The organism is Streptomyces sp. NPDC052064 (assembly GCF_055585925.1).
Window position 1 is genome coordinate 69,371 of the sequence record NZ_JBVJJE010000012.1, and the last position, 21,456, is coordinate 90,826.

Annotated in this window: 15 protein-coding genes; 3 read left to right on the top strand and 12 right to left on the bottom strand. The window is 68.7% G+C overall.

The window, feature by feature from the left end:
• Positions 1-72 precede the first annotated feature (72 nt).
• The 7 genes from trxA to ACZ6TU_RS29575 all read right to left on the bottom strand — a co-directional run bounded on the left by trxA (position 73) and on the right by ACZ6TU_RS29575 (position 9,850).
• Entirely contained in the window at positions 73-405 is a 333-nt protein-coding gene (trxA, locus tag ACZ6TU_RS29545) for a thioredoxin (protein WP_467678104.1), read from the bottom strand.
• 47 nt (positions 406-452) lie between these two features.
• The gene (trxB, locus tag ACZ6TU_RS29550; RefSeq protein WP_467678102.1) at positions 453-1,421 is read right to left on the bottom strand and encodes a thioredoxin-disulfide reductase; all 969 of its coding nucleotides are present in this window, start codon (positions 1,419-1,421) and stop codon (positions 453-455) included.
• A 166-nt stretch (positions 1,422-1,587) separates the two neighbouring features.
• Positions 1,588-2,499 carry an anti-sigma factor family protein gene (locus ACZ6TU_RS29555; protein WP_467678100.1) on the bottom strand — a complete coding sequence of 304 codons (912 nt, stop codon included), beginning with the start codon at positions 2,497-2,499 and terminating at the stop codon, positions 1,588-1,590.
• Positions 2,496-3,221, bottom strand: coding sequence for an RNA polymerase sigma factor SigM (gene sigM, locus ACZ6TU_RS29560; protein ID WP_467678098.1), 726 nt, complete (start codon positions 3,219-3,221; stop codon positions 2,496-2,498). The genes ACZ6TU_RS29555 and sigM overlap by 4 nt, the downstream gene beginning before the upstream one ends.
• Positions 3,222-3,247: 26 nt before the next feature.
• Positions 3,248-4,966: a protein kinase family protein gene (locus ACZ6TU_RS29565; protein WP_467678096.1), complete on the bottom strand. Its 1,719-nt coding sequence runs from the start codon at positions 4,964-4,966 to the stop codon at positions 3,248-3,250.
• Positions 4,967-5,106: 140 nt separating this feature from the next.
• Positions 5,107-7,410: a murein biosynthesis integral membrane protein MurJ gene (gene murJ / locus ACZ6TU_RS29570; RefSeq protein WP_467678094.1), complete on the bottom strand. Its 2,304-nt coding sequence runs from the start codon at positions 7,408-7,410 to the stop codon at positions 5,107-5,109.
• A 43-nt stretch (positions 7,411-7,453) separates the two neighbouring features.
• Entirely contained in the window at positions 7,454-9,850 is a 2,397-nt protein-coding gene (locus tag ACZ6TU_RS29575) for a DUF6049 family protein (RefSeq protein WP_467678092.1), read from the bottom strand.
• 257 nt (positions 9,851-10,107) lie between these two features.
• Between ACZ6TU_RS29575 and ACZ6TU_RS29580 the strand changes: the two genes are divergently transcribed.
• Positions 10,108-11,553 carry a CCA tRNA nucleotidyltransferase gene (locus ACZ6TU_RS29580; protein WP_467678091.1) on the top strand — a complete coding sequence of 482 codons (1,446 nt, stop codon included), beginning with the start codon at positions 10,108-10,110 and terminating at the stop codon, positions 11,551-11,553.
• 158 nt (positions 11,554-11,711) lie between these two features.
• On the opposite strand, the gene ACZ6TU_RS29585 is transcribed toward ACZ6TU_RS29580, so the two are convergent.
• The 3 genes from ACZ6TU_RS29585 to ACZ6TU_RS29595 form a co-directional block, all read right to left on the bottom strand.
• Positions 11,712-12,974: an MFS transporter gene (locus ACZ6TU_RS29585; protein ID WP_467678089.1), complete on the bottom strand. Its 1,263-nt coding sequence runs from the start codon at positions 12,972-12,974 to the stop codon at positions 11,712-11,714.
• Positions 12,975-13,063: 89 nt separating this feature from the next.
• Positions 13,064-14,146, bottom strand: a complete 1,083-nt coding sequence (locus ACZ6TU_RS29590; protein ID WP_467678087.1) for an inositol-3-phosphate synthase — start codon at positions 14,144-14,146, stop codon at positions 13,064-13,066.
• A 45-nt stretch (positions 14,147-14,191) separates the two neighbouring features.
• Positions 14,192-14,875 carry a PadR family transcriptional regulator gene (locus tag ACZ6TU_RS29595; RefSeq protein ID WP_467678085.1) on the bottom strand — a complete coding sequence of 228 codons (684 nt, stop codon included), beginning with the start codon at positions 14,873-14,875 and terminating at the stop codon, positions 14,192-14,194.
• A 416-nt stretch (positions 14,876-15,291) separates the two neighbouring features.
• Between ACZ6TU_RS29595 and ACZ6TU_RS29600 the strand changes: the two genes are divergently transcribed.
• The gene (locus ACZ6TU_RS29600) at positions 15,292-17,940 is read left to right on the top strand and encodes a transglycosylase domain-containing protein (protein WP_467678083.1); all 2,649 of its coding nucleotides are present in this window, start codon (positions 15,292-15,294) and stop codon (positions 17,938-17,940) included.
• A 198-nt stretch (positions 17,941-18,138) separates the two neighbouring features.
• Here the strand turns inward: ACZ6TU_RS29600 and ACZ6TU_RS29605 are convergent, their stop codons facing one another.
• Positions 18,139-18,579 (bottom strand): hypothetical protein, encoded by a 441-nt coding sequence (locus ACZ6TU_RS29605; RefSeq protein ID WP_467678081.1) that lies wholly within the window; start codon positions 18,577-18,579, stop codon positions 18,139-18,141.
• Between the two features lie 187 nt (positions 18,580-18,766).
• Here ACZ6TU_RS29605 and ACZ6TU_RS29610 point away from each other — a divergent pair, with 187 nt between their 5' ends.
• A complete protein-coding gene (locus tag ACZ6TU_RS29610; RefSeq protein ID WP_467678079.1) occupies positions 18,767-20,269 on the top strand; it encodes a glycosyltransferase family 87 protein in 1,503 nt (500 codons plus the stop codon).
• Between the two features lie 79 nt (positions 20,270-20,348).
• Here ACZ6TU_RS29610 and ACZ6TU_RS29615 read toward each other — a convergent pair whose 3' ends face one another.
• Positions 20,349-21,380: an alanine racemase gene (locus ACZ6TU_RS29615; RefSeq protein WP_467678077.1), complete on the bottom strand. Its 1,032-nt coding sequence runs from the start codon at positions 21,378-21,380 to the stop codon at positions 20,349-20,351.
• Positions 21,381-21,456 lie beyond the last annotated feature (76 nt).

The window sequence follows — 21,456 nt, forward strand, 5'->3', positions numbered from 1 at the left end:
GCCAACCCTTCCGGGTTGGCCCATTCGTGTTTCACGTGAAACATGCACCGTCGGTCAGACGGCTCCGCCGGTTCACTCGGCGATGAACTCCTCGAGGTCGCGAACGATCGCGGTCTTCGGCTTGGCGCCCACGATGGTCTTGGCGACCTCGCCACCCTGGTAGACGTTCAGGGTCGGGATGGACATGACGCCGTACTTGGCGGCCGTACCCGGGTTCTCGTCGATGTTCAGCTTGACGACCTCGATCTTGTCGCCGTACTCGGAGGCGATCGCCTCGAGGGACGGCGCGATCTGGCGGCACGGACCGCACCAGGCGGCCCAGAAGTCCACCAGGACGGGCTTGTCGCTCTTGAGGACGTCCTGCTCGAAGGAGTCGTCGGTCACATTCTTCAGGGTGCCGGCCACGGCGGGCTCCTTAACTGGTTGGTGCGTGGGGAGGGTAGGGAGAGGGGTCAGACAGCGGTCTTCTCGGGCTCGGGCTGCTCCTCGTCCGCGAGGGCGGCGAGATAGCGCTCGGCGTCGAGAGCGGCGGAGCAGCCGGTCCCCGCTGCGGTGATCGCCTGACGGTAGGTGTGGTCGACTACGTCGCCGGCACCGAAGACACCGGTCAGGTTGGTGCGCGTCGACGGCGCGTCCACCTTCAGGTAGCCCTCGTCGTCCAGGTCGAGTTGACCCTTGAAGAGCTCGGTCCGGGGGTCATGGCCGATGGCGATGAAGAGACCGGTCACCGGCAGGTCCGAAAGCTCGCCGGTCTTGAGATTGCGCAGCTTCAGGCCCGAGAGCTTCGGGTCGCCCTGGATCTCGGCGACCTCGCTGTCCCACACGAACGTGATCTTCGGGTCGGCGAAGGCGCGCTCCTGCATGGCCTTGGAGGCCCTCAGGGTGTCGCGGCGGTGGACGACGGTCACGGACTTGGCGAACCGCGAGAGGAAGGTGGCCTCCTCCATGGCGGTGTCGCCACCACCGATCACGGCGATGTCCTGGTCCTTGAAGAAGAACCCGTCACAGGTGGCGCACCAGGACACGCCACGACCGGAGAGGGCGTCCTCGTTCGGCAGACCGAGCTTGCGGTGCTGCGAGCCGGTGGCGACGATGACAGCCTTCGCGCGGTGGACGGTGCCGGACGTGTCCGTGACGGTCTTGATCTCACCGGCCAGATCGACGGCGACGATGTCGTCCGGGATGAGCTCGGCCCCGAAGCGCTCCGACTGGGCGCGCATGTTGTCCATGAGCTCGGGGCCCATGATGCCGTCCTGGAAGCCCGGGAAGTTCTCGACGTCGGTGGTGTTCATGAGCGCACCGCCGGCGGTGACGGCGCCCTCGAACACCAGTGGCTTCAGCGACGCGCGCGCGGTGTAGAGCGCCGCCGTATAGCCGGCGGGCCCGGAGCCGATGATGATCACGTTACGGACGTCGCTCACGGCTTGATTCCTCGTCTCTGGACTGCGTCGTTCGACCGGGGGAGCTCCTCTCGGAGCTCTCACCCCACCCAACGGATCCTAAGGGGCGCGCATTCCCGCTGTGTCCGGGCACACGGAGATGCGGTCCTCTGCCGGGCACCGAGCGGGATGAAGACGAAGACGTGCCTCAGGCTGACGGGTACGAGCGCTCGAGAAGGATCTTGCCCTTGGCGTTGGCCGCGGCATGATCCACACAGGTCGCGTCGACGATGTAGGCGGTGACCCGAGTGGCGTCGGATGCGTCGGGGAGCAGCACCAGCATGGCCTTCTTCCCCTGATACCTGCCGTTCTCGACAGCGAGGGCCGTGTCCTTGCGCCCGATGCCGTCGCGGACGCAGCCGGGCACGGTGGGCGCCCTGAAGACCTGGGGAGGGGCTGTCTTCGCGCCGAAGGGGGTGCGGGAACCGCCCTTCTTGCTTTGGTTCTCCGTCAGGAGGTCGGTGACCTGCTTCTCCAGTTTGCCCTCGGAGAAGGTGTCCGCAGGGGCGGTCTGCTGTCCGCCCGCCGTGTCCTGCGGGGGGTTACCGTCTCCGATTGACGACAGCAGGACGGAGCCCAGTCCCAGGGCGGCGACGGTGAAGACGGTCCCCAGTACGGCGATCTTCCGGCGCCCGTTCAGCGTGCGGCCCTTGCGGCCCGGGCCGGTGGTGGAAGAGCGGGGGCGCCCGGCGGGCCGGTCGGTGGGTGTCGATGTTTCACGTGAAACATGCGCGCCACCGTCGTCCTCGGACGCGGACCGGGGAGTACTCACCGGTGTGCGGCTCTCCGCGGTATCCGGCCCGGTGGCGTTCAGCAGGGCCTCGGCGGCGAGGGCGGCATCGATGCGGCCTGCGACATCGGCGGGCATGCGCTGCGGACCCGGCAGGGTGCCGAGCAGCCCGCGGATCTCCTCCAGGGAGGTGTAGACGTCCGCGCAGAGCTCGCACCCGTCCAGATGCCGACGTACGTCAGTGCTCCGGGACGGTGGGAGGAGGCCCTCGGCGAGGTCGGAGATCTCCGAGACGTCCGGGTGCCCGGCCATGTCTGTCGTCGACGTCACGCTCGTCCACCTCCGCCCTTCACGGCCGCTGGGTCGCTCGGTCCTGTGTCCGGTGGTTCCGCTCGACGCGGTCCCGCTGCGGGTGGGACGGCTGGCCCCTGCGTCCGGTTCCGTTCCGCGCCCGGCTTCTTGCTCTCACCGTTGCTGTCCGGCCGTAGATGGGTGAGCAGTGGCAGGAGTCTGGCTCTGCCGCGCGCACACCGGCTCTTCACCGTGCCGGTCGGCACGTCGAGGATGCGGGCCGCCTCAGCGACCGGGTAGCCCTGCATGTCCACCAGGACGAGCGCCGCTCGCTGGTCGGGCGGCAGGGTCCCCAGGGCTTCGATGAGCTGCCTGTGGAGATCGTTGCGCTCGGCGGGCGCCGCAGCCGACTCGTGCGGCTCCAGCAACTGCTCCATACGCTCGGTGTCGTCGACGGGAGAGGTCTTCCGGGAGGCGACCTTGCGGGCGCGGTCCAGGCAGGCGTTCACCGTGATCCTGTGCAGCCACGTCGTGACGGCCGACTGGCCCCGGAAGGTGTGGGCGGCCCGGTAGGCGGAGACGAGGGCATCCTGCACCGCGTCAGCGGCCTCCTCGCGGTCTCCCAGCGTCCGCAGGGCGACGGCCCAGAGCCGATCGCGGTGCCGCCGCACGATCTCACCGAAGGCGTCGGGGTCGCCTTCGACATGCCGGGCGAGGAGGTCCTGATCACTTGCACCGCTGTGCTCGGCGCGGTCCGCCATCGAACCCCCTTCCCCTCGGTCGGCTCTCAGCCCGTGAACTTCACTTCGGTGATGGCCTGCTTGTAGCCCGGGCGGCTGTAGTTGGCGGGGTCGTCGCCGGAGTACGGCAGGGCCGTCAGCCACACCAGGAGGTACCGGCTCTTCACCGGCTTGTCGACGGTCACCTTCGCGGAGGTGCTGCTCGTCGTGGCCGTGCCCAGCTTCGTCATGGCACTCAGTGGCGTGGACGAACCGAGGGTGTCGGTCGCGTACAGCTCCACCGTGGTGTGGTCGCTGCCGTACCGCAGCGAGAGCGTTGCGGCGGAGACTTCCTTCTCGGACCCGAGGTCGTAGACGATGCCGACACCGGGCTTTATCACCATCTTCGGGCCGTCCAGGTAGCTGCTGGTGCGCCAAGCCGTGGACGTGTTGCCGTCGTAGGTCTTGGAGACGTCGGCGGGGTGCTGGGCGTCGCCCTCGGCGACGTACTCCTCGGCGCCCTTGATGACGATCGGTTTCGGTGCCGGGCGATTCTTGTTCTTGTCGCCGTCCTCGTTGTTCTGCGTCTGGCCCGGGTCGTCGTTCTTGCCGCCCTGGTCCATGAGCGCGTCCGCCAGCTGCCAGCTGCCGAGGCCCAGCGCGGCGATCAGGAGCGCGGACACGGCCCACTTCAGTGCCTTGCCCGTGCGGCTCTGCAGCGGGGGCGGCGGGGTCGGGACGGGCTGCGCGGAACCGGGGCGCGGGGCCTGGCGGCCGTACGTGCCCTGCTGGTACGCGGTGCGCTGGTACTCGGGCGGGGCGGTGAACGCCGGCTCCGGCGGGCGGATGCGGGGCATCTCGCCGATCGCCTTCACCAGCTCCTCCGGGGTGGTGCACGGCGACTCGTGGCGGGAGGCGGTGGCGCCGTCGTTGGCGAGCGCGCGCATGGAGAGTTCGGAGAGGCCGCGGTGCACACCGGCCCGCACTTGGTCGGGCGCGATCAGGCCGATGTCCTTCGGCAGGCCGGACAGCCCGTAGGCATCGCTCTCGTACGGCCAGCGCTGAGTGAGCGCCGCGTACAGCAGGGCGCCGATCGCCTCGGTGTCGGTGCGCTGCGGGGTGTCGGACGCGACGCCCCGCAGCGCGGCGTTCACCGCGAGTCCGCGGATGCGCCACTGGCCGGTCGAGGCACGCAGAACGGCGTTGGGGTTCAGCCGCAGATGGGCGAGACCCTCGCGATGGGCGGCGGCCATGGCGGAGGAGATCTGGCTGACCATCTGGAAGGCGTCGTACGGCTCCAGCGGCCCGGCGGCGAGGAGCGTGGTCAGTTCCGTCGCGTCCGGAAGCCACTCGTGGACGACGTAGACGAGGTCGTTCTCCTCCACAGCGTCCAGCACCTGGACGAAGCGCGGGTCGCCCAGCAGGGCGGAGGAGCGGGCGGCGGCCAGGACGGACCGGGCCCGTGAGTGGTCCGCGGGCAGAATGTGCACGCCGACGGCACGACGGAGCTTCTCGTCCACGGCACGCCAACTGCTGAAACCGTCCAGACGGGTCACGCACTCCTCGAGGCGGTAGCGTCTGGCGAGTTTGTGACCACTGTGCAGTTCAGGCGGCGAGGTCTTCCCTGGACCGTCGGTCCGGGTGCTCTCCTGTACCTCGTCGCTGTCCGTGTCCCGCTCCCGGTTCTTGGCCACCCCGTCGGCCGTGGACTGGTCCGCCTGTGCGGTCAGCGACGTCTCGTCGCTGTTGTCTGCCACGTCGACGGCAGCCGTACTCCGTTCCGCCACCGTCGTTCCTGCCTTCCCATCCATTGCGCGCCGCCCGGCATCCGTTGCACGCCGTCCGACGCCGAAACCAATTGTGCCCACAGTCCGCCGCTATGCACGACACGCGGTGGCTGACGATGGTTGTGCGCCTACCCCCCGACTCAGCGTCCCAGGCGTCCGCGGACCATGCCGACCAGCGAGTTGAGTTCCTCGATGCGCATGCGGCGGGCGGCGACGAAGAAGATCACGAGCAGAACGGCACCACCCGCCAGCACCGCGGCGAGCGAGCCCACGACGCCCTGGCCGAGCGTGCGGCCGATGCCGTAGCAGGCTGCGCCGCTGAGCAGGGCTGCCGGGATCGACGCGATGCACAGCCGGGCGTAAGTCCGCAGGACACGGGCGCCATCGAGGTCCCCGCCCAGCCGCTTGCGCAGCCGGCGCCAGGCGACGCCGACGCCGATCGCGTAGGCCAGGCCGTACGAGGCGGCCATACCGACCACGGCCCAGCGCGACGGGATGACGAAGTAGCAGACCGCGGATGCGCCCGCGTTGACCGCGGCCACGATGACCGTGTTGTAGAAGGGAGTTCGGGTGTCCTCGTAGGCGTAGAAGGCCCGCAGCACGACGTACTGCACGGAGTACGGAATCAGGCCGAGTCCGAACGCCATCAGCATGAAGCCCATGTTGGTGGCCTCGCTGGTGCCAGAGGAGCCGAACATCAGCGTGCACATGGGGATGCCGAGCGAGAGGAAACCGAACGCGATCGGCACGATCGCGACCGCCGTGTTGCGCAGGCCCTGGGAGATGTCGTCGCGCACGGCGCCGCCGTCGCCCTCGGCCGCCGAGCGCGACAGGCGCGGCAGCAGGGCGGCCATGAGGGAGACCGTGATGATGGCCTGTGGCAGGCCCCAGATCAGCTGTGCGTTGGCGTAGGCGGCGAAGCCGGTGCCGTCGACCGGTGAGGCCTTGCCCGCCGCGGTGGACAGCTGGATGACGATCATGGCGCCCGCCTGGTTGGCGAGGACGAACAGGACCGTCCACTTGGCGAGCGTGACGGCCTTGCCGAGGCCCTGGCCCTTCCAGTCGAAGCGCAGCCGCAGGCGGAAGCCGGTCTCGCGCAGGTAGGGGATCATCGCCAGCGCCTGGACCACGAGGCCGAGCAGGACGCCGATGCCGAGGAGGCGCTGGCCCTCCGGCGGGATGTTCGTGACCTTCATCCCGGAGTCGGCCGCAGTGCCGTAGACGTAGATGAACATGCCCAGCGTCACGATGATGACGATGTTGTTCAGGACCGGGGTCCACATCATCGCGCCGAACTTCCCACGGGCGTTGAGGATCTGCCCCATCACCACGTGGACGCCCATGAAGAAGATCGAGGGCAGGAAGTACTGGACGAACGTGATGCCGACCTGGTTCGCCGCCGGGTCGCTGGCGACCGGGTCGGACAGCATGCGGATCAGGAGCGGCGCGCCGAAGACCGCGAGCGCGGTGAGCGCGCCGAGCGTCACCATGACGAGGGTCAGCAGGCGGTTGGCGTACGCCTCGCCGCCGTCCTCGTCCTCCTTCATGGCGCGGACCAGCTGCGGCACGAAGACGGAGTTGAGGCCGCCGCCGACGGTGAGGATGTAGATCATCGTCGGCAGCTGGTAGGCGACCTGGAAGGTGTCACCGAGGAGACCGACGCCGAGGGCCGACACGATCAGTGCGGAGCGGATGAAGCCGGTGAGGCGGGAGACCATCGTGCCCGCCGCCATCACGGCGCTGGACTTCATCAGGCCCGCGGCACGGCCGCCCTTCTTCGGAGCGGGCGAGGCAGCGGGCTCCGGGGCAGGGGTGTTGTCCACCGCCGGCGTCGCCGCGGTCTCGCCGGGAGCCGGGTACTGGCCCGCCGCGTACTGTCCCTGCGCCGCGTACTGCCCCGGCGCCATCTGGCCCGGGGCCGGAGACGGGGCGGGGACGGACGGCGACTCGTACGACGGGTGGCCGCTGCCCTGCTGCTGGTCCCGGAAGAGGTGCGCGAACGCGTCCGGTTCCTGGCGCGGCTCGCCCGCACGGGAGACGAGGTCGTCCACGCCCACGAACTGGGTGGTCCGGGCGTCGTCGCCGTACGGCAGGTGTCGCGTCGGGCCCTCCGGCTCCGGCGGGGGCGTCTGGGCCCACACCTGCGGATCGGGCGCGTACGGCGACTGCGGCGGCTGGGCGTACAGCTGCTGCGGCTCGTACGTGCCCGCAGGGGGCGGGGGGTGCGCGGCGCGGTCGTAGCGCGCCTCGGCGACCGGGTCCTGGGCGGAGAGGTCCTGTGCCCGGTAGGGGTCCTGGGCGTAGGCGTCCTGGAGGTACATGTCCGCGGGCGGCTGCGGCGGCTCCTGGCCGTGCTCGGGCGGCGAGCCCTCGGACCCGCCCGACTCGGGGTAGCCCGAGCTGCCCACGCCACGGCCGTGGTCACCGTCGTACGGCGCGTTCATGGTTACCCCACCTCATCGTCCCGGGCCCACCGGCCACGACATCTCAACGGTCCACTCTCTCACCCGTGCCGGACGGGTCGGCGCTTTCCGCTGTGGTGTCCGGGGCCGGGTCACTCGGCTGCTGCGGGGCGTCTGCCCGTGAGCCGGCCTCGGACTCCTCCTTGAGAAGGGCGCCGGGGGCTTCCGGGTTCTGCCGAGGGCCGACCGGGCTGTCGACGTCGTCGTCCGCCTCCGCGGTGGCGTCCTCGGCGGCCTCGCGGGCGGCGGCGCGCTTGCGCTGGGTGTACATACGGAAGCCGGCGAGGACCAGGAGCAGGACGCCGCCGCCGATGACCAGCATCACGGTGGGAGTGACCTCGGTGACCTTCACGTCGAAGGTGACGGGTTCGCCGTACTTCTGGCCGTCCTCCGTGTACAGCTGGGCGACCACCTCCGCCCGGCCGTTGGCGTTGGCGGACGTGGTGAACTTCACCGACTGGCTGTGCCCGCCGTTCACGGCGACCGGCTGCTCCTCGTAGGCGTCGCCGGCGATCTTGAGCCGCGTCGGGTTCTGCGACGTGAGCCGCAGTTCCAGGTGCTCGACGCCCTGGACCAGGTTGTTCTGGACGGTCACCGGGATTGTGGCGCTGCGGCCGGAGAGCTTGGTCTCCGACTTCTCGATCAGCTTGACCCCGTCGACCAGCCCGTCGAGGTAGGTCTCGACGTTGTCGCGGTATCCCACCGCCGTGACGCCCCGGCCACGCCACGACGTGGACATCTCGCGGTTCATGGCCCGCCCGAAGGGGGTGACCACCCGGGACTCGTCGGTGAGGATCACCTTGAAGTTGTCGAGGTTGTCCTGTGTCCTCGCGATCTGCTCGAAGGCGGCTCGCGGCAGCTCCTGCTTGCGCAGCGAAGAGGGATACGCCGAGGCGGGCGGCAGCTTCCTGTTGGCCGCCGGGTCCGGCTTGGCCTTGGCGGCGTCCGCGAGGTCCTGTGACTCGGACCAGTTCCCGCCCTGGAGGGCCCCCAGCGCCTCGGCCATCGCCTGCGCCTGGTTCACGGAGGGCATGCGCTGCGGGGCGACGACGACGCTGCGCTGCTTGCCGGTCTGGAGGCCGAGCGTCAGGCTCTGCGCCAGGAAGCGCTGCACGGCGAGCGTGGACGCGGAGGCCTTCGTCAGGTTGCCCTGGAACGCCGTGGACATCCTGGAATCCGCGACGACCGCCGTGGTGCCGCCGCCGATGGGCCGGGCCGCGGACGGCGTGTACGACAGATTGTCCTGGAGGCTGTCGCTGCGGGCGATCACCTTGTCGGCGCCCGCGGAGGTCGCGACCTTCATGATCGACGGATCGACGGCGCCGTCCACGGGCCACGCGAAGTCCGTGGACGGTTTCACGTGGAGGATCGTCGGCACCGTGGTGTCGACGGCGTCGGTGGCCTCCTTGAGGTGGCTCAGCGAGCCCGTGACGCTCGTGCCGTTGTGGGCGAGGGAGGCCAGGTCCGGATCGCCGAACGGCAGGGCGACGACCTCCTTGCCCGCCACCGCCTGCTGGAGCTCGGAGAGCCACTGCTTGGCGACCGCCTGGTTCCGGCCGGAGGTGATGGTGCCGTCCTCGCCCTTGACCTGGTAGTTCCTCGTCATCGCGTCGACGGACGCCAGCAGGTCCGGGTCGACCACCCAGGTGACGTCGAGGCCCTTGCCCAGCGACACCATCTGGTCGAGGCGGCCGCCCGGGGAGATCTCCTCGGCGAGGTCGTCGTTGCTGAAGACCGGCGTCTGCTGCTCGTTCGACCCTGTCTCGGCCGTCATGTGGACGTCGGAGACGAGCGGCCACAGGAACGTGGTCTTCGTCTTGGTGCCGGCCGCCTCCGGCTGCCACGGCAGGAACGTGCGCTGGACGCCGAGAACCTGGTCCCAGGGCTGCGCGGCCGTCTCACCGGAGAGTGCGACGGCCAGCTGGTAGACGCCGTCCTGGCCGAGGTCCAGCTCGTCGGCCGGAACGGAGATGTTGAAGGGCTCCGCGACGCCGGGGGTGAGCTTGGAAAACTTCTCGGTGTACTTGCCGCCGACCGCCTTGCCGGCGGGGCCCTGGACGTCGTCGCTCTTCTTGGCGAGGGCGTCGATGGAGGAGCGGGTGTCGAGCGAGGGCCCCACGCGCAGGTCGACGTGGGCGTCGGTGACCGGCTGCTTGCCGTTGTTGGTCACCGTGCCTGTCACGGACACCGTGTCCCCCTCGGTGGGGGCGCTGGGGCTGAGCGAGTCGACAGCGACGGACACCGAGCCCGCGCCGGAGGCAGCCTGTAGGGACTCCTGCCCGGCCGCGTCCGCCGGCGTCGCGGCGGGCAACTGGAGGAGTCCGGCCAGCAGGGGCGCACCGGCGAGCAGTGCCCCGGTGCGCCGCAGCCACCGGCGGGCAGGTGAGGCACTGGTCCCCTGGAAGTCTGCCGCCTCGGCCACGCGCTCGCCCGTCCCTCGTCGTCGTCAGTGGTCGTCGGAATGTGCGTCCACGCATGGTAACGATGCGCGCTGAGGGGAAGTGCCGCGGTCCGTTCCACAAGATCGCGTCCCAGCACCGTGCTGTCTGGTATGTCACCGTATGACAGACAGCGGTTGTCTACAGGGCAAGGGCATCCCTTGTGCGTGTATTGACGGACGTGTCTGCATGCGCAACAGGGGGAGCTCAGGGGCGCTCGGGCCACGTACCCTCTTCTGTTGTGCCGAACGCCAACGAAGAAACGCCCAGTGCCCTGAGTCAGGTGCAGCACCGCGCAGTGAGTGAACTGCTGCGGGTCGCTCCTGTCGCCGACGACCTCGCCCGCCTCTTCCAGGAGGCCGGGTTCTCACTCGCCCTGGTCGGCGGCTCGGTCCGGGACGCGCTGCTGGGCCGGCTCGGCAACGACCTGGACTTCACGACCGACGCCCGCCCCCAGGACGTACTCAAGATCATGCGCCCGTGGGCCGATGCCCTCTGGGAGGTCGGAATCGCCTTCGGCACGGTCGGAGCCCAGAAGAGCGGCTATCAGATCGAGGTGACCACCTACCGGTCGGAGGCATACGACCGCACCTCGCGCAAGCCCGAGGTGTCGTACGGCGACTCCATCGAGGAGGACCTTGTCCGCCGTGACTTCACGGTGAACGCGATGGCCGTCGCGCTGCCGGAGAAGGAGTTCATCGATCCGCACGGCGGGCTCGAGGACCTCGCGTCGCGTGTGCTGCGGACTCCTGGCACCCCGGAGGAATCCTTCTCCGACGATCCGCTGCGGATGATGCGGGCCGCGCGTTTCGCGGCTCAGCTCGACTTCGAGGTCGCTCCCGAGGTGGTCGCGGCGATGAACGCGATGGCCGGGCGTATCGAGATCGTCTCGGCCGAGCGGGTTCGGGACGAGCTGAACAAGCTGATCCTGTCGCCGCACCCGCGCAAGGGCCTGACGCTGCTCGTCGAGACGGGCCTCGCCGACCGCGTGCTGCCCGAGCTGCCGGCCCTGCGCCTGGAGCGTGACGAGCACCATCGTCACAAGGACGTCTACGACCACACGCTGATCGTCCTGGAGCAGGCGATGGCGCTGGAGGACGACGGTCCCGACCTGACTCTCCGCCTGGCCGCCCTGCTGCACGACATCGGCAAGCCCCGCACGCGTCGCTTCGAGAAGGACGGCCGGGTCTCGTTCCACCACCACGAGGTGGTCGGGGCGAAGATGACCAAGAAGCGCATGACGGCGTTGAAGTACTCCAACGAGCTGGTGAAGGACGTCTCACGTCTGGTCGAACTCCACCTGCGCTTCCACGGCTATGGCACCGGCGAGTGGACGGACTCGGCGGTCCGCCGCTACGTGCGTGACGCCGGCCCGCTCCTCGACCGCCTCCACAAGCTGACCCGCTCGGACTGCACCACGCGCAACAAGCGCAAGGCGGCAGCCCTGTCGCGTGCGTACGACGGTCTGGAGGAGCGGATCGCCAAGCTTCAGGAGCAGGAGGAGCTCGACTCGATCCGTCCCGACCTCGACGGCAACCAGATCATGGAGATCCTCGGCGTCGGTCCCGGTCCGGTCATCGGCCGCGCGTACAAGCACATGCTGGAGCTGCGCCTGGAGAACGGGCCGATGGAGTTTGACTCCGCGGTGGCCGCGCTCAAGGGGTGGTGGGCCGAGCAGGAGGGCTGAGGCTGTGAAACCGGGTCATGTTTCACGTGAAACACGACCCGGGGAGACGGACCGAGGGGCGGTGTTTCACGTGAAACACCGCCCCTCGGTCCCGTCTGCCTTACTTCGTTTCTGTGAGGTACGCGCCCTTGAGCTTGGCCAGTACCACGAACTGAGCCTTACTGGCGGCCAAACCGGCCCATGGTCACAGCTACTGCCGCGTAGATGGCGGCGATCGTGATCACCAGCGGCACGGATCGGCCGTCCGGCGGCAGCATCAGGGCGGCGACGGCGGCGGCGCCGACGAAAGCGACGTTGAAAAGGACGTCGTAGACCGAGAAGATCCGGCCACGGAAGCCGTCCTCGACGGAGGACTGGACGATCGTGTCCGTGGCGATCTTCGCGCCCTGGGTGGTCAGCCCCAGGACGAAGGCCGCAGCCAGCAGAGGGGCAGTGGCGAACGGCAGCCCGAGAGCGGGCTCCAGCAGCGCGGCGGCCCCCGCGCACACGACGATCCAGCGGCCCGGTCCGAGCCGCCCGGCGGTCCAGGGCGTCACCACGGCGGCCGCGAAGAAGCCGGCGCCGGAGACGCCCAATGCCAACCCCAGCAGGGCGAGTCCGTCGTCCGTGGTCGTGGTGAGTGCGTACCGGCAGAGCATCAGCAGCATCACCAGCAGGGCGCCGTAGCAGAAGCGCATCAGCGTCATCGCCGCGAGCGCCCAGGCCGCTTCCCGGCGCTGGGGTGCGGCCAGGTGACGTACGCCCGCCACCAGGTCGCGAGCGGTGCCCGTGAGAGCCGTCCCGATCCGGTCGCGCACCAAGTTCCGGTCGGGGCCGAGGATTTCCCGCGCCATGCTGAGCGACGCCAGGGCGGCGCACAGATACAGCACCGCTCCCACGAGCACCACGGCGGCGTCGGAGCCCGCCACCAGCAGGCGGACGATGAAGGCGATACCGCCGCCCGCGGTCGCCGCCAGCGTCCCGGCGGTCGGGGAGAGGGAGTTGGCGATGACGAGGCGCTCGGCGTCGACCACGCGGGGCAGGGCGGCGGACAGGCCGGAGAGGACGAAACGGTTGACGGCGGTGACGCACAGGGCGGAGACGTAGAAGAGCCAGTTCGGAGCCGGACTGAGTATCAGCAGGGCCGTGGCGCAAGCCAGCAGGGCGCGCAGCAGGCTGCCGTAGAGCAGGACCTGGCGGCGCCGCCAGCGGTCCAGCAGGACACCGGCGAAAGGGCCGACGAGGGAGTACGGGAGCAGCAGCACCGCCATCGCGGAGGCGACCGCGGCTGCCGAGGTCTGCTTCTCCGGCGAGAAGACCACGTACGCGGCGAGCGCGACCTGGTAGACGCCGTCGGCGCCCTGGGAGAGCAGGCGCACGCCGAGAAGGCGCCTGAAGCCCTGGAAGCGCAACAGGACACGCAGGTCACGGACGACGGCCATGGGGCACAGCCTCACATACGGAGAAGGTCCCCGGGTCCTACGACCCGGGGACCTTCACAGCCCTGGCAGGAGCGATCAGTTGCGGCGCGTCAGCGCTCGACCTCACCCTTGATGAACTTCTCGACGTTCTCGCGGGCCTCGTCGTCGAAGTACTGGACGGGCGGGGACTTCATGAAGTAGCTCGACGCGGAGAGCACGGGGCCGCCGATGCCGCGGTCCTTGGCGATCTTCGCGGCGCGCAGGGCGTCGATGATGACGCCGGCGGAGTTCGGGGAGTCCCAGACCTCCAGCTTGTACTCCAGGTTCAGCGGGACGTCACCGAAGGCACGGCCCTCGAGGCGGACGTAGGCCCACTTGCGGTCGTCCAGCCAGGCGACGTAGTCGGACGGGCCGATGTGGACGTTGCCCTCGCCCAGTTCACGGTCGCGGATCTGGGAGGTGACGGCCTGCGTCTTGGAGATCTTCTTCGACTCGAGGCGGTCGCGCTCGAGCATGTTCTTGAAGTCCATGTTGCCGCCTACGTTCAGCTGCATCGTGCGGTCCAGGACGACGCCCCGGTCCTCGAACAGCTTCGCCATGACGCGGTGCGTGATGGTGGCGCCGACCTGGGACTTGATGTCGTCGCCGACGATCGGGACGCCCGCCTCGGTGAACTTGTCCGCCCACTCCTTGGTGCCAGCGATGAAGACCGGAAGGGCGTTGACGAAGGCGACCTTGGCGTCGATGGCGCACTGGGCGTAGAACTTCGCCGCGTCCTCGGAGCCGACGGGCAGGTAGCAGACGAGGACGTCGACCTGCTTGTCCTTGAGGACCTGGACGACGTCGACCGGCTCCTCGGCGGACTCCTCGATGGTCTCGCGGTAGTACTTGCCGAGGCCGTCGAGGGTGTGGCCGCGCTGGACCGTCACACCGGTGCTGGGCACGTCGCAGATCTTGATGGTGTTGTTCTCGGAGGCGCCGATGGCGTCCGCCAGGTCGAGACCGACCTTCTTGGCATCCACGTCGAACGCGGCGACGAACTCGACGTCGCGGACGTGGTAGTCGCCGAACTGGACGTGCATCAGGCCCGGCACCTTGGACGCCGGGTCGGCGTCCTTGTAGTACTCGACTCCCTGCACCAGCGATGCGGCGCAGTTGCCCACACCGACGATGGCTACGCGAACCGAACCCATTCCGGTTGCTCCCTGTGTGTATGAGTGAGGCCCTGCAACGGGCTCTCACATGGCGGTGTCGTCGGGCGTATCCGGTCGGGGGTCGTCCCCCGGCCGGGGCAGGCCGCCCGACGCTCCAGATGTGGTGTCACGCGAACCGGGCTCCCCCGAGGCGGAATCCTTCAGGTCCCGCCCCGCCCGCTCGCTCTCGATGAGCTCGTTCAGCCAGCGCACCTCGCGCTCCACGGACTCCATCCCGTGGCGCTGGAGCTCAAGCGTGTAGTCGTCGAGGCGCTCCCGGGTCCGGGCCAGGGAGAGGCGCATCTTCTCCAGGCGCTCCTCCAGCCGGCTGCGGCGGCCCTCCAGCACGCGCATGCGCACATCGCGTGAGGTTTGCCCGAAGAAAGCGAAACGGGCGGCGAATGTCTCGTCCTCGTACGCGTCGGGCCCGGTCTGCGAGAGCAGCTGCTCGAAGTGCTCCTTACCCTCCGCCGTCAACCGGTAGACGATCTTGGCGCGGCGCCCCGTGAGGGGTGCGGCGAGGGCGTCCTCGGCGGTGTTCCCCGGCTCCTCGATCAACCAGCCGTTGGTGACCAGAGTCTTGAGGCAGGGGTAGAGCGTCCCGTAGCTGAAGGCGCGGAACACACCCAGTGACGTGTTGAGTCGTTTGCGCAGCTCATAGCCGTGCATCGGAGATTCGCGGAGCAGGCCGAGGACGGCGAACTCGAGGATCCCGGAACGCCGGCTCATCGTCGCCTCCTCTCTACCGCGTACCCGATGTCTCGATCCGGTGTCTCGGGCCGATGTACCGGCCCGATGTGTCGCGCTGATGTATCGACTCGATACATCACGACGATAGAACGGCCTTCCGGATGCGACAAGAGGGGGTGTGGTGAACGGGATCACATCACCGATTCATCGGACACGAGTTGCCTGATTTGGGGTGAACTTCAGGCCTCGGCAGGTTTTGGCGGTGCGTAGTCTGTGCGCCATGCACATCACCGGGAACCAAGTGACGCCTGAGAGCGTCGTCGTCTTCGGTGTAGTACGGGTGCATGCGGGACCGATGAATGCGGAGCCGACCGCATCCGTACTTCGGGGGGACCGGAAACCAGCCGCCGTTTCCAGGCGCGCAAGGGTGCGCCTGCCCGAGGAGTAGTCGTTCGATGAGCGAGCACCGTCGCAAACCGCCGCAGCCGCAGGGAGGCGGACGTGCCGCGGCCCGACGCGGCCAGTCCGGTTCATCCTCCGGTCGCCGCGCGGCCCCGCGAGGCGCAACCGGGTCTCCGTCCGACTCCTATGAGTCGGGCTCCTATGACCCGGGGGGTGAGGAGCGTCCGTACGGCGGCCGTGCCGAGGCCCGGCGTGCGGCGCAGAGAAGCACCGGAGGCGGCCGCCGCAGAGCGGCCGAACCGAGCCGTGGTGGCCGGCGCGCCGCCCCGGGCGGGCCTGCCGGGCCCGGGCGGGGCCGAGGGCGCGCGGCTGCCGTCTCCGACAGGAAGCGGCTGATCGACTATCCGCGGGCCGGCAAGTACGGCTGGCAGCGCTGGCTGCCGTCCTGGAAGCTCGTCTCCGGTCTGTGCATCGGCTTCTTCGGCAGCCTGGTGGCTGTGGCGGGCATCGGGTACGCGATGGTGGGCGTCCCCAACGAGGAGAACGCGGCGGCCCAGTCGCAGAACAACGTCTACTACTGGTCCAACGGCCAGCAGATGGTCGCGACGGGCAGCGGCCAGAACCGGCAGAACGTCACGATCGACCGGATCCCCAAGGCCATGCAGCAGGCGGTGATCTCGGCCGAGAACAAGACGTTCTACAAGGACTCGGGCGTCGACCCCATGGGTATCGCCCGCGCCTTGGCGAACATGGCCCGGGGCGCTGACACGCAGGGTGGTTCGACGATCACCCAGCAGTTCGTCAAGAACACCTACCTGAGCCAGGAACAGACAGTCAGCCGTAAGTTCAAGGAGATGTTCATCTCGATCAAGGTGGGCACGAAGCTCTCCAAGGACGAGATCCTCCAGGGGTACCTCAACACCTCGTACTACGGCCGCGGCGCCTACGGCATCCAGGCTGCCGCACAGACCTATTACGGCAAGGACGCGTACAAGCTCACGCCGAGCGAGTGCGCCTTCCTCGCCGCCCTGCTCAAGGGCCCGACGTACTACGACCCCGCGGGCAACGAGAGCCTTGATCCCTCGGCGAACAGGGATGACAACCGCAAGCGGTCCCAGCAGCGCTGGGGCTGGATCCTCCAGCAGATGCACCACGACAAGAAGCTCTCGGACGCCGCCTACCAGAAGGCGATCAGTAAGTACCCCATGCCCCAGGGCCGCAAGGCGACCAAGGGCATGAGCGGCCAGATCAGCTACCTGGTGGACACGGCCAAGAAGTACGTCCTGAACCACTCCAACATCACGGAGAAGCAGTTCGACCAGGGCGGCTACCAGATCAAGACGACCTTCGAGAAGGCCAAGGTCGAGGCGCTGACCAAGGCCGTCAAGAAGGTCGAGAAGGAAAAGCTGGACCCGGAGAAGCGTGAGCTGGACAAGCACGTCCAGTTCGGCGCGGCGTCGGTGAAGCCCAAGGACGGTGCGATCGTCGCGCTCTACGGTGGCGCGGGTTACGAGAAGGGCCACTTCAACAACAACGCGGACACCTCGGGTGTCCCCGTGGGTTCGACGTGGAAGCCGTTCGTGCTCGCCGCCGCGATGGAGCACGGCACTTATCGGAGCAACGGACTCGGCGTCTCGCCGCTGAGCAAGTACAACGGCAACGACGACCTGAAGGTCAGGAAGCCGGACGGCACCTACTACATGCGCAAGGACAACACGCTTTTCCGGCAGCAGAACGAGAGCGCCCACCCGTGGGGCTACATCACCCTGCGCAAGGCGATGGAGCAGTCCGTCAACACGCCGTTCGTGCAGCTCGGCGTGGATGTGGGCATGGCGCGGGTGCGGGAGGTCGCCGAGCGGTCCGGGATCCTGGACCAGAGCATGGTTCAGGAGCTCAATCCGTCGTTCGCGCTCGGTACGTCGACACCCAGCGCGATCCGCATGGCCGACGCCTACGCGACGTTCGCCGCCGCCGGCAAGCAGGCCGCCCCGTACTCGGTGACCAGCGTCAAGTTCAACGGGCAGGAAGTCGACGGCTTCGACAAGCCGAGGATCACGCAGGCGATGCCCGAGAACGTGGCGAACAACGTCACGAACGTCCTGGAGAACGTCATCCAGAACGGTACGGGTAAGAAGGCCCTGGCCCTGGGCCGTACGGCGGCCGGCAAGACCGGTACGACGGACGAGAACAAGTCGGCCTGGTTCGTCGGCTACACCCAGCAGCTGTCGACCTCGATCGCGATGTTCCGTGAGGATCCCAAGAGCGCCAAGCTGCTCTCCATGAACGGCACGGCGGGTGAGAAGTCCATCCACGGTGGTGACGTCCCCACGCTGGTGTGGACCGAGTACATGAAGGCCGCGCTGAAGGGCAAGCCCGACCTCGGCTTCCCGGATCCCGTGAAGATCGGCAAGATCCAGGACGCGTTGGGTGCCCCGACCCCGACCCCGACCCCGAGCGTGGAGCCCAGCGAGACCGTGACCGAGTCGCCGAGCGCCACGCCCAGCGAGACCCCGACGGTTCCGTCGCCCTCGCCGAGTGACACCTGTGGATTCTTCGGCTGCGAGAACGACGGTGGCACGGAGAACGGCGGCGATACCGGCGGAGACGTGTCGCCCTCACCCTCGCCGAGCGATACGAGCGAGACCGGCGGCAACAGCAGAGGCAACGGCAACGGAGGCATCTTCGGAGGCCCAGCCGGTTAGCCGATGTCTGCCGGCGAGCGGGCGCGATACGACCGAGTCGTATCGCGCCCGCTCGCTTCTGTGCGGGGCCGTGAAGCGGGTTGGCCCGGGAATGCAGATGCCGGCACGCCGTACCCGTACAACACTGATGCCGGGACAGGGCGGTAGATCGCCCTGTCCCGGCATCAGGTCAAAAGGAAACGCAGGCCGTCAGCTGACTCAGGAAGGTTCCTTCGTGGATCCGGAAACCCACTTGGTGCAGTGGTCGAGCTTCTTGTCCCCCTCGAACACGGCTGCCTGAATTGCGACGTCGAAGATGTTGCCACCCTCGGAGACGTAGCTGGGGAACTCTTTTTGCGTTCCGTTGCCGTCGTAGTTGTGGCGCCATGGGAAGAAGCCGTAAGAATCGGCGTACGAAACGACGAGCCGAATGCGCACGTGGTGGCTGTCAGCGGCCTTGTCGTACAGCTTCATGGTAAGGCTGGGAATGCTTCTGTCGCCGTAGTCCCACCCGCTGGTGGAGACGGATCCGCTGGCGCCGGCCGGGCTCGTGGAGCAGCTCGCATAGTGCTGCACGGCTGCCTGGGACGGACTGGTCGTAAAACCGACGAACAGTGCCGACGCGGCGGCGACTAAGCCGAGTTGTGCCCTCTTTTTCATTTACCCCCCTCGCTTGTGGCGTGAACGCCTTGAAAAGGAAGCTAGCAGCACATAAGCGATGCTTCAAGATTGATAATGCTGGCGATTGGGGTGCAATGCGGGTATATGGATTTCGGGCGGCTCAACGCGGCGGTTCGGACGAACCGGCGCCGTCCTCCCACTCGTGCTCGTACGGCAGGATGGGCCCATGCCCAGTGCAGAGATGACGCCAGCGAGCGTCCACGAGCCGGACCCCGTGCGGCCGACCCAGGAGGACGAGGTCGCCGCGTCCGGCAGCGAGCTGATCGGCGGCCCGCTCGGGCGGCGTGCCCTGCTCGGGGCGTCATGGTGGACTCCCGTGCGGGTGATCGCGCTGGTGGCGATCGGCATGTTCGCCCTCGGCCTCGTCCAGAAGGCGCCCTGCTACAACGGCGCCTGGTTCTTCGGTGCCAGCTCCCAGTACACGCACGCGTGTTACTCGGACATCCCGCACCTGTACCAGGGGCGCGGCTTCGCCGACGGGCTCGTGCCGTACTTCGACAAGCTCCCCGGCGACATGCAGTACCTGGAGTACCCGGTGCTCACCGGCGTCTTCATGGAGGTCGCCTCCTGGCTCACGCCCGGCAGCGGCAGCATCCAGGACCAGGAGCAGTGGTACTGGATGGTCAACGCCGGGATGCTGATGGTGTGCGCGTCGGTCATCGCCGTCTGCGTGACCCGCACCCATGCCCGGCGTCCCTGGGACGGCCTGCTGATCGCCCTGGCCCCTGCCGCCGCGCTGACGGCGACCATCAACTGGGACCTGCTGGCGGTCGCCCTGACGGCCGCGGCGATGCTCATGTGGTCGCGCGGCCGCTCCCTCGCCTTCGGTGTCCTGCTGGGACTCGCCACGGCCGCCAAGCTCTATCCCTTCCTGATCCTCGGGCCACTGCTGGTGCTGTGCTGGCGAGCGGGCAAGTGGCGTGAGTTCGGGACGGCTCTGGGCGGTGCGATCGTCGCCTGGGTCGTCGTGAACGGGCCGGTGATGCTCTTCGCGTTCGAGGGCTGGTCGAAGTTCTACACGTTCAGCCAGGAACGGGGCGTCGACTTCGGCTCCTTCTGGCTGATCATGGCCCAGAACTCGGACGACCCGCTCAGCACCGACACCGTCAACACGCTCGCCACGCTGCTGATGCTGGTGTGCTGCGCGGGTGTCGCGGCGCTCGCGCTGACCGCTCCGCGCCGGCCGCGGTTCGCCCAGCTCGCCTTCCTGATCGTCGCGGCGTTCATCCTCACCAACAAGGTCTACTCGCCGCAGTACGTCCTGTGGCTGGTGCCCCTGGCCGCCCTGGCCCGGCCGAAGTGGCGGGACTTCCTGATCTGGCAGGCCTGCGAGGTGGCCTACTTCCTGGGGATCTGGATGTACCTCGCGTACACGACCAGCGGAGACGCCCACAAGGGGCTGCCCACCGACGGCTACCACTGGGCCATCGGCCTGCACCTGCTGGGCACGCTGTATCTGTGCGTCATGATCGTGCGCGACATCTTCATGCCGGAGCGGGATCCGGTGCGCCGGTCCGGGGACGACGATCCCTCGGGCGGAGTGCTCGACGGCGCTGAGGACGTCTTCGTCCTCGGCCCCGCGGCCCGTCCCGCCCGGCACGCGGCCGCTCAGTTCGACGGACCGCAGGTCGAGTGGGGCAGGCGGGACGCGACGGGTGGTTCGCTCTGAGCGAACGACGCGAAAGGCCGTACACGGGAAACCGTGTACGGCCTTCTTGCTGTGCCGGGTCCGTCGGTGCGTACGCCGGTCAGCGGTCCATGATCCGGTCGAACTGCGTGGTGGTGTGCCGCAGATGAGCCACCAGCTCCTCGCCGACCTTCGGCTCCGGCGCGTCCGCGGGCACGAACAGGATCGAGACCTGCATGTGCGGCGGCTCGGCGAACCAGCGCTGCTTGCCGCCCCAGACGAACGGAGAAAGGTTCCGGTTGACCGTCGCGAGGCCGGCCCGGGCGACGCCCTTGGCCCGCGGCATGACGCCGTGCAGCGCCTTGGGGGCCTCCAGGCCCACCCCGTGCGACGTGCCGCCCGCCACGACCACCAGGAAGCCGTCGGAGGCCGCCTTCTGCTGCCGGTAGCCGAAGCGCTCACCCTTGGCCACGCGCGTGACGTCCAGGACCGCGCCGCGGTACTCGGTGGCCTCGTGGTCCCCCAGCCACAGCCGCGTACCGATGCGAGCGCGGAACCGGGTCTGCGGGAACTGCTGCTGGAGCCGGATGAGTTCCTCGGCCTTGAGGTGGCTGACGAACATGGTGTGCAGAGGCAGCCGGGCGGCGCGCAGCCGGTCCATCCAGCCGATGACCTCCTCGACCGCGTCCGAGCCGTCGGTGCGGTCCAGCGGCAGGTGGATCGCGAAGCCTTCCAGGCGGATGTTCTCGATGGCGGCGTGCAGTTGGGACAGATCCTGCTCGCCGATGCCGTGCCGCTTCATCGAGGACATCACCTCGATCACCACGCGGGCCCCGACGAGGCCGTACACACCGTCTATCGACGAGACCGAGCGGATGACCCGGTCCGGCAGGGGCACAGGCTCCTCGCCGCGCCGGTACGGGGTCAGCACCAGCAGGTCACCGCCGAACCAGTCCTTGATCCGGGCGGCCTCGTACGTCGTGCCGACGGCGAGGACGTCCGAGCCCAGCCGCGTGGCCTCCTCCGCCAGCCGCTCGTGCCCGAAGCCGTAGCCGTTGCCCTTGCAGACCGGCACGAGGCCGGGGAACTGCTCCTGCACGTGCTTGTGGTGCGCCCGCCAGCGCGCGGTGTCGACGTAGAGCGTGAGCGCCATGGCCGGACCTGGAACCTTTCTCGTGGTTGCCGTGAATCAGCGGTTGCCGTGTGTCAGCGGTTGCCGTGTGTCAGAG

Excerpts from the sequence above, each read along its gene's own strand:
- ACZ6TU_RS29600 (WP_467678083.1), top strand. The coding sequence starts at position 15,292 with ATGAGCGAGCACCGTCGCAAACCGCCGCAGCCGCAGGGAGGCGGACGT.
- ACZ6TU_RS29615 (WP_467678077.1), bottom strand. The coding sequence starts at position 21,380 with ATGGCGCTCACGCTCTACGTCGACACCGCGCGCTGGCGGGCGCACCAC.
- sigM (WP_467678098.1), bottom strand. The coding sequence starts at position 3,221 with ATGGCGGACCGCGCCGAGCACAGCGGTGCAAGTGATCAGGACCTCCTC.
- ACZ6TU_RS29585 (WP_467678089.1), bottom strand. The coding sequence starts at position 12,974 with ATGGCCGTCGTCCGTGACCTGCGTGTCCTGTTGCGCTTCCAGGGCTTC.
- murJ (WP_467678094.1), bottom strand. The coding sequence starts at position 7,410 with ATGAACGCGCCGTACGACGGTGACCACGGCCGTGGCGTGGGCAGCTCG.
- ACZ6TU_RS29595 (WP_467678085.1), bottom strand. The coding sequence starts at position 14,875 with ATGAGCCGGCGTTCCGGGATCCTCGAGTTCGCCGTCCTCGGCCTGCTC.
- ACZ6TU_RS29605 (WP_467678081.1), bottom strand. The coding sequence starts at position 18,579 with ATGAAAAAGAGGGCACAACTCGGCTTAGTCGCCGCCGCGTCGGCACTG.
- ACZ6TU_RS29610 (WP_467678079.1), top strand. The coding sequence starts at position 18,767 with ATGCCCAGTGCAGAGATGACGCCAGCGAGCGTCCACGAGCCGGACCCC.
- ACZ6TU_RS29590 (WP_467678087.1), bottom strand. The coding sequence starts at position 14,146 with ATGGGTTCGGTTCGCGTAGCCATCGTCGGTGTGGGCAACTGCGCCGCA.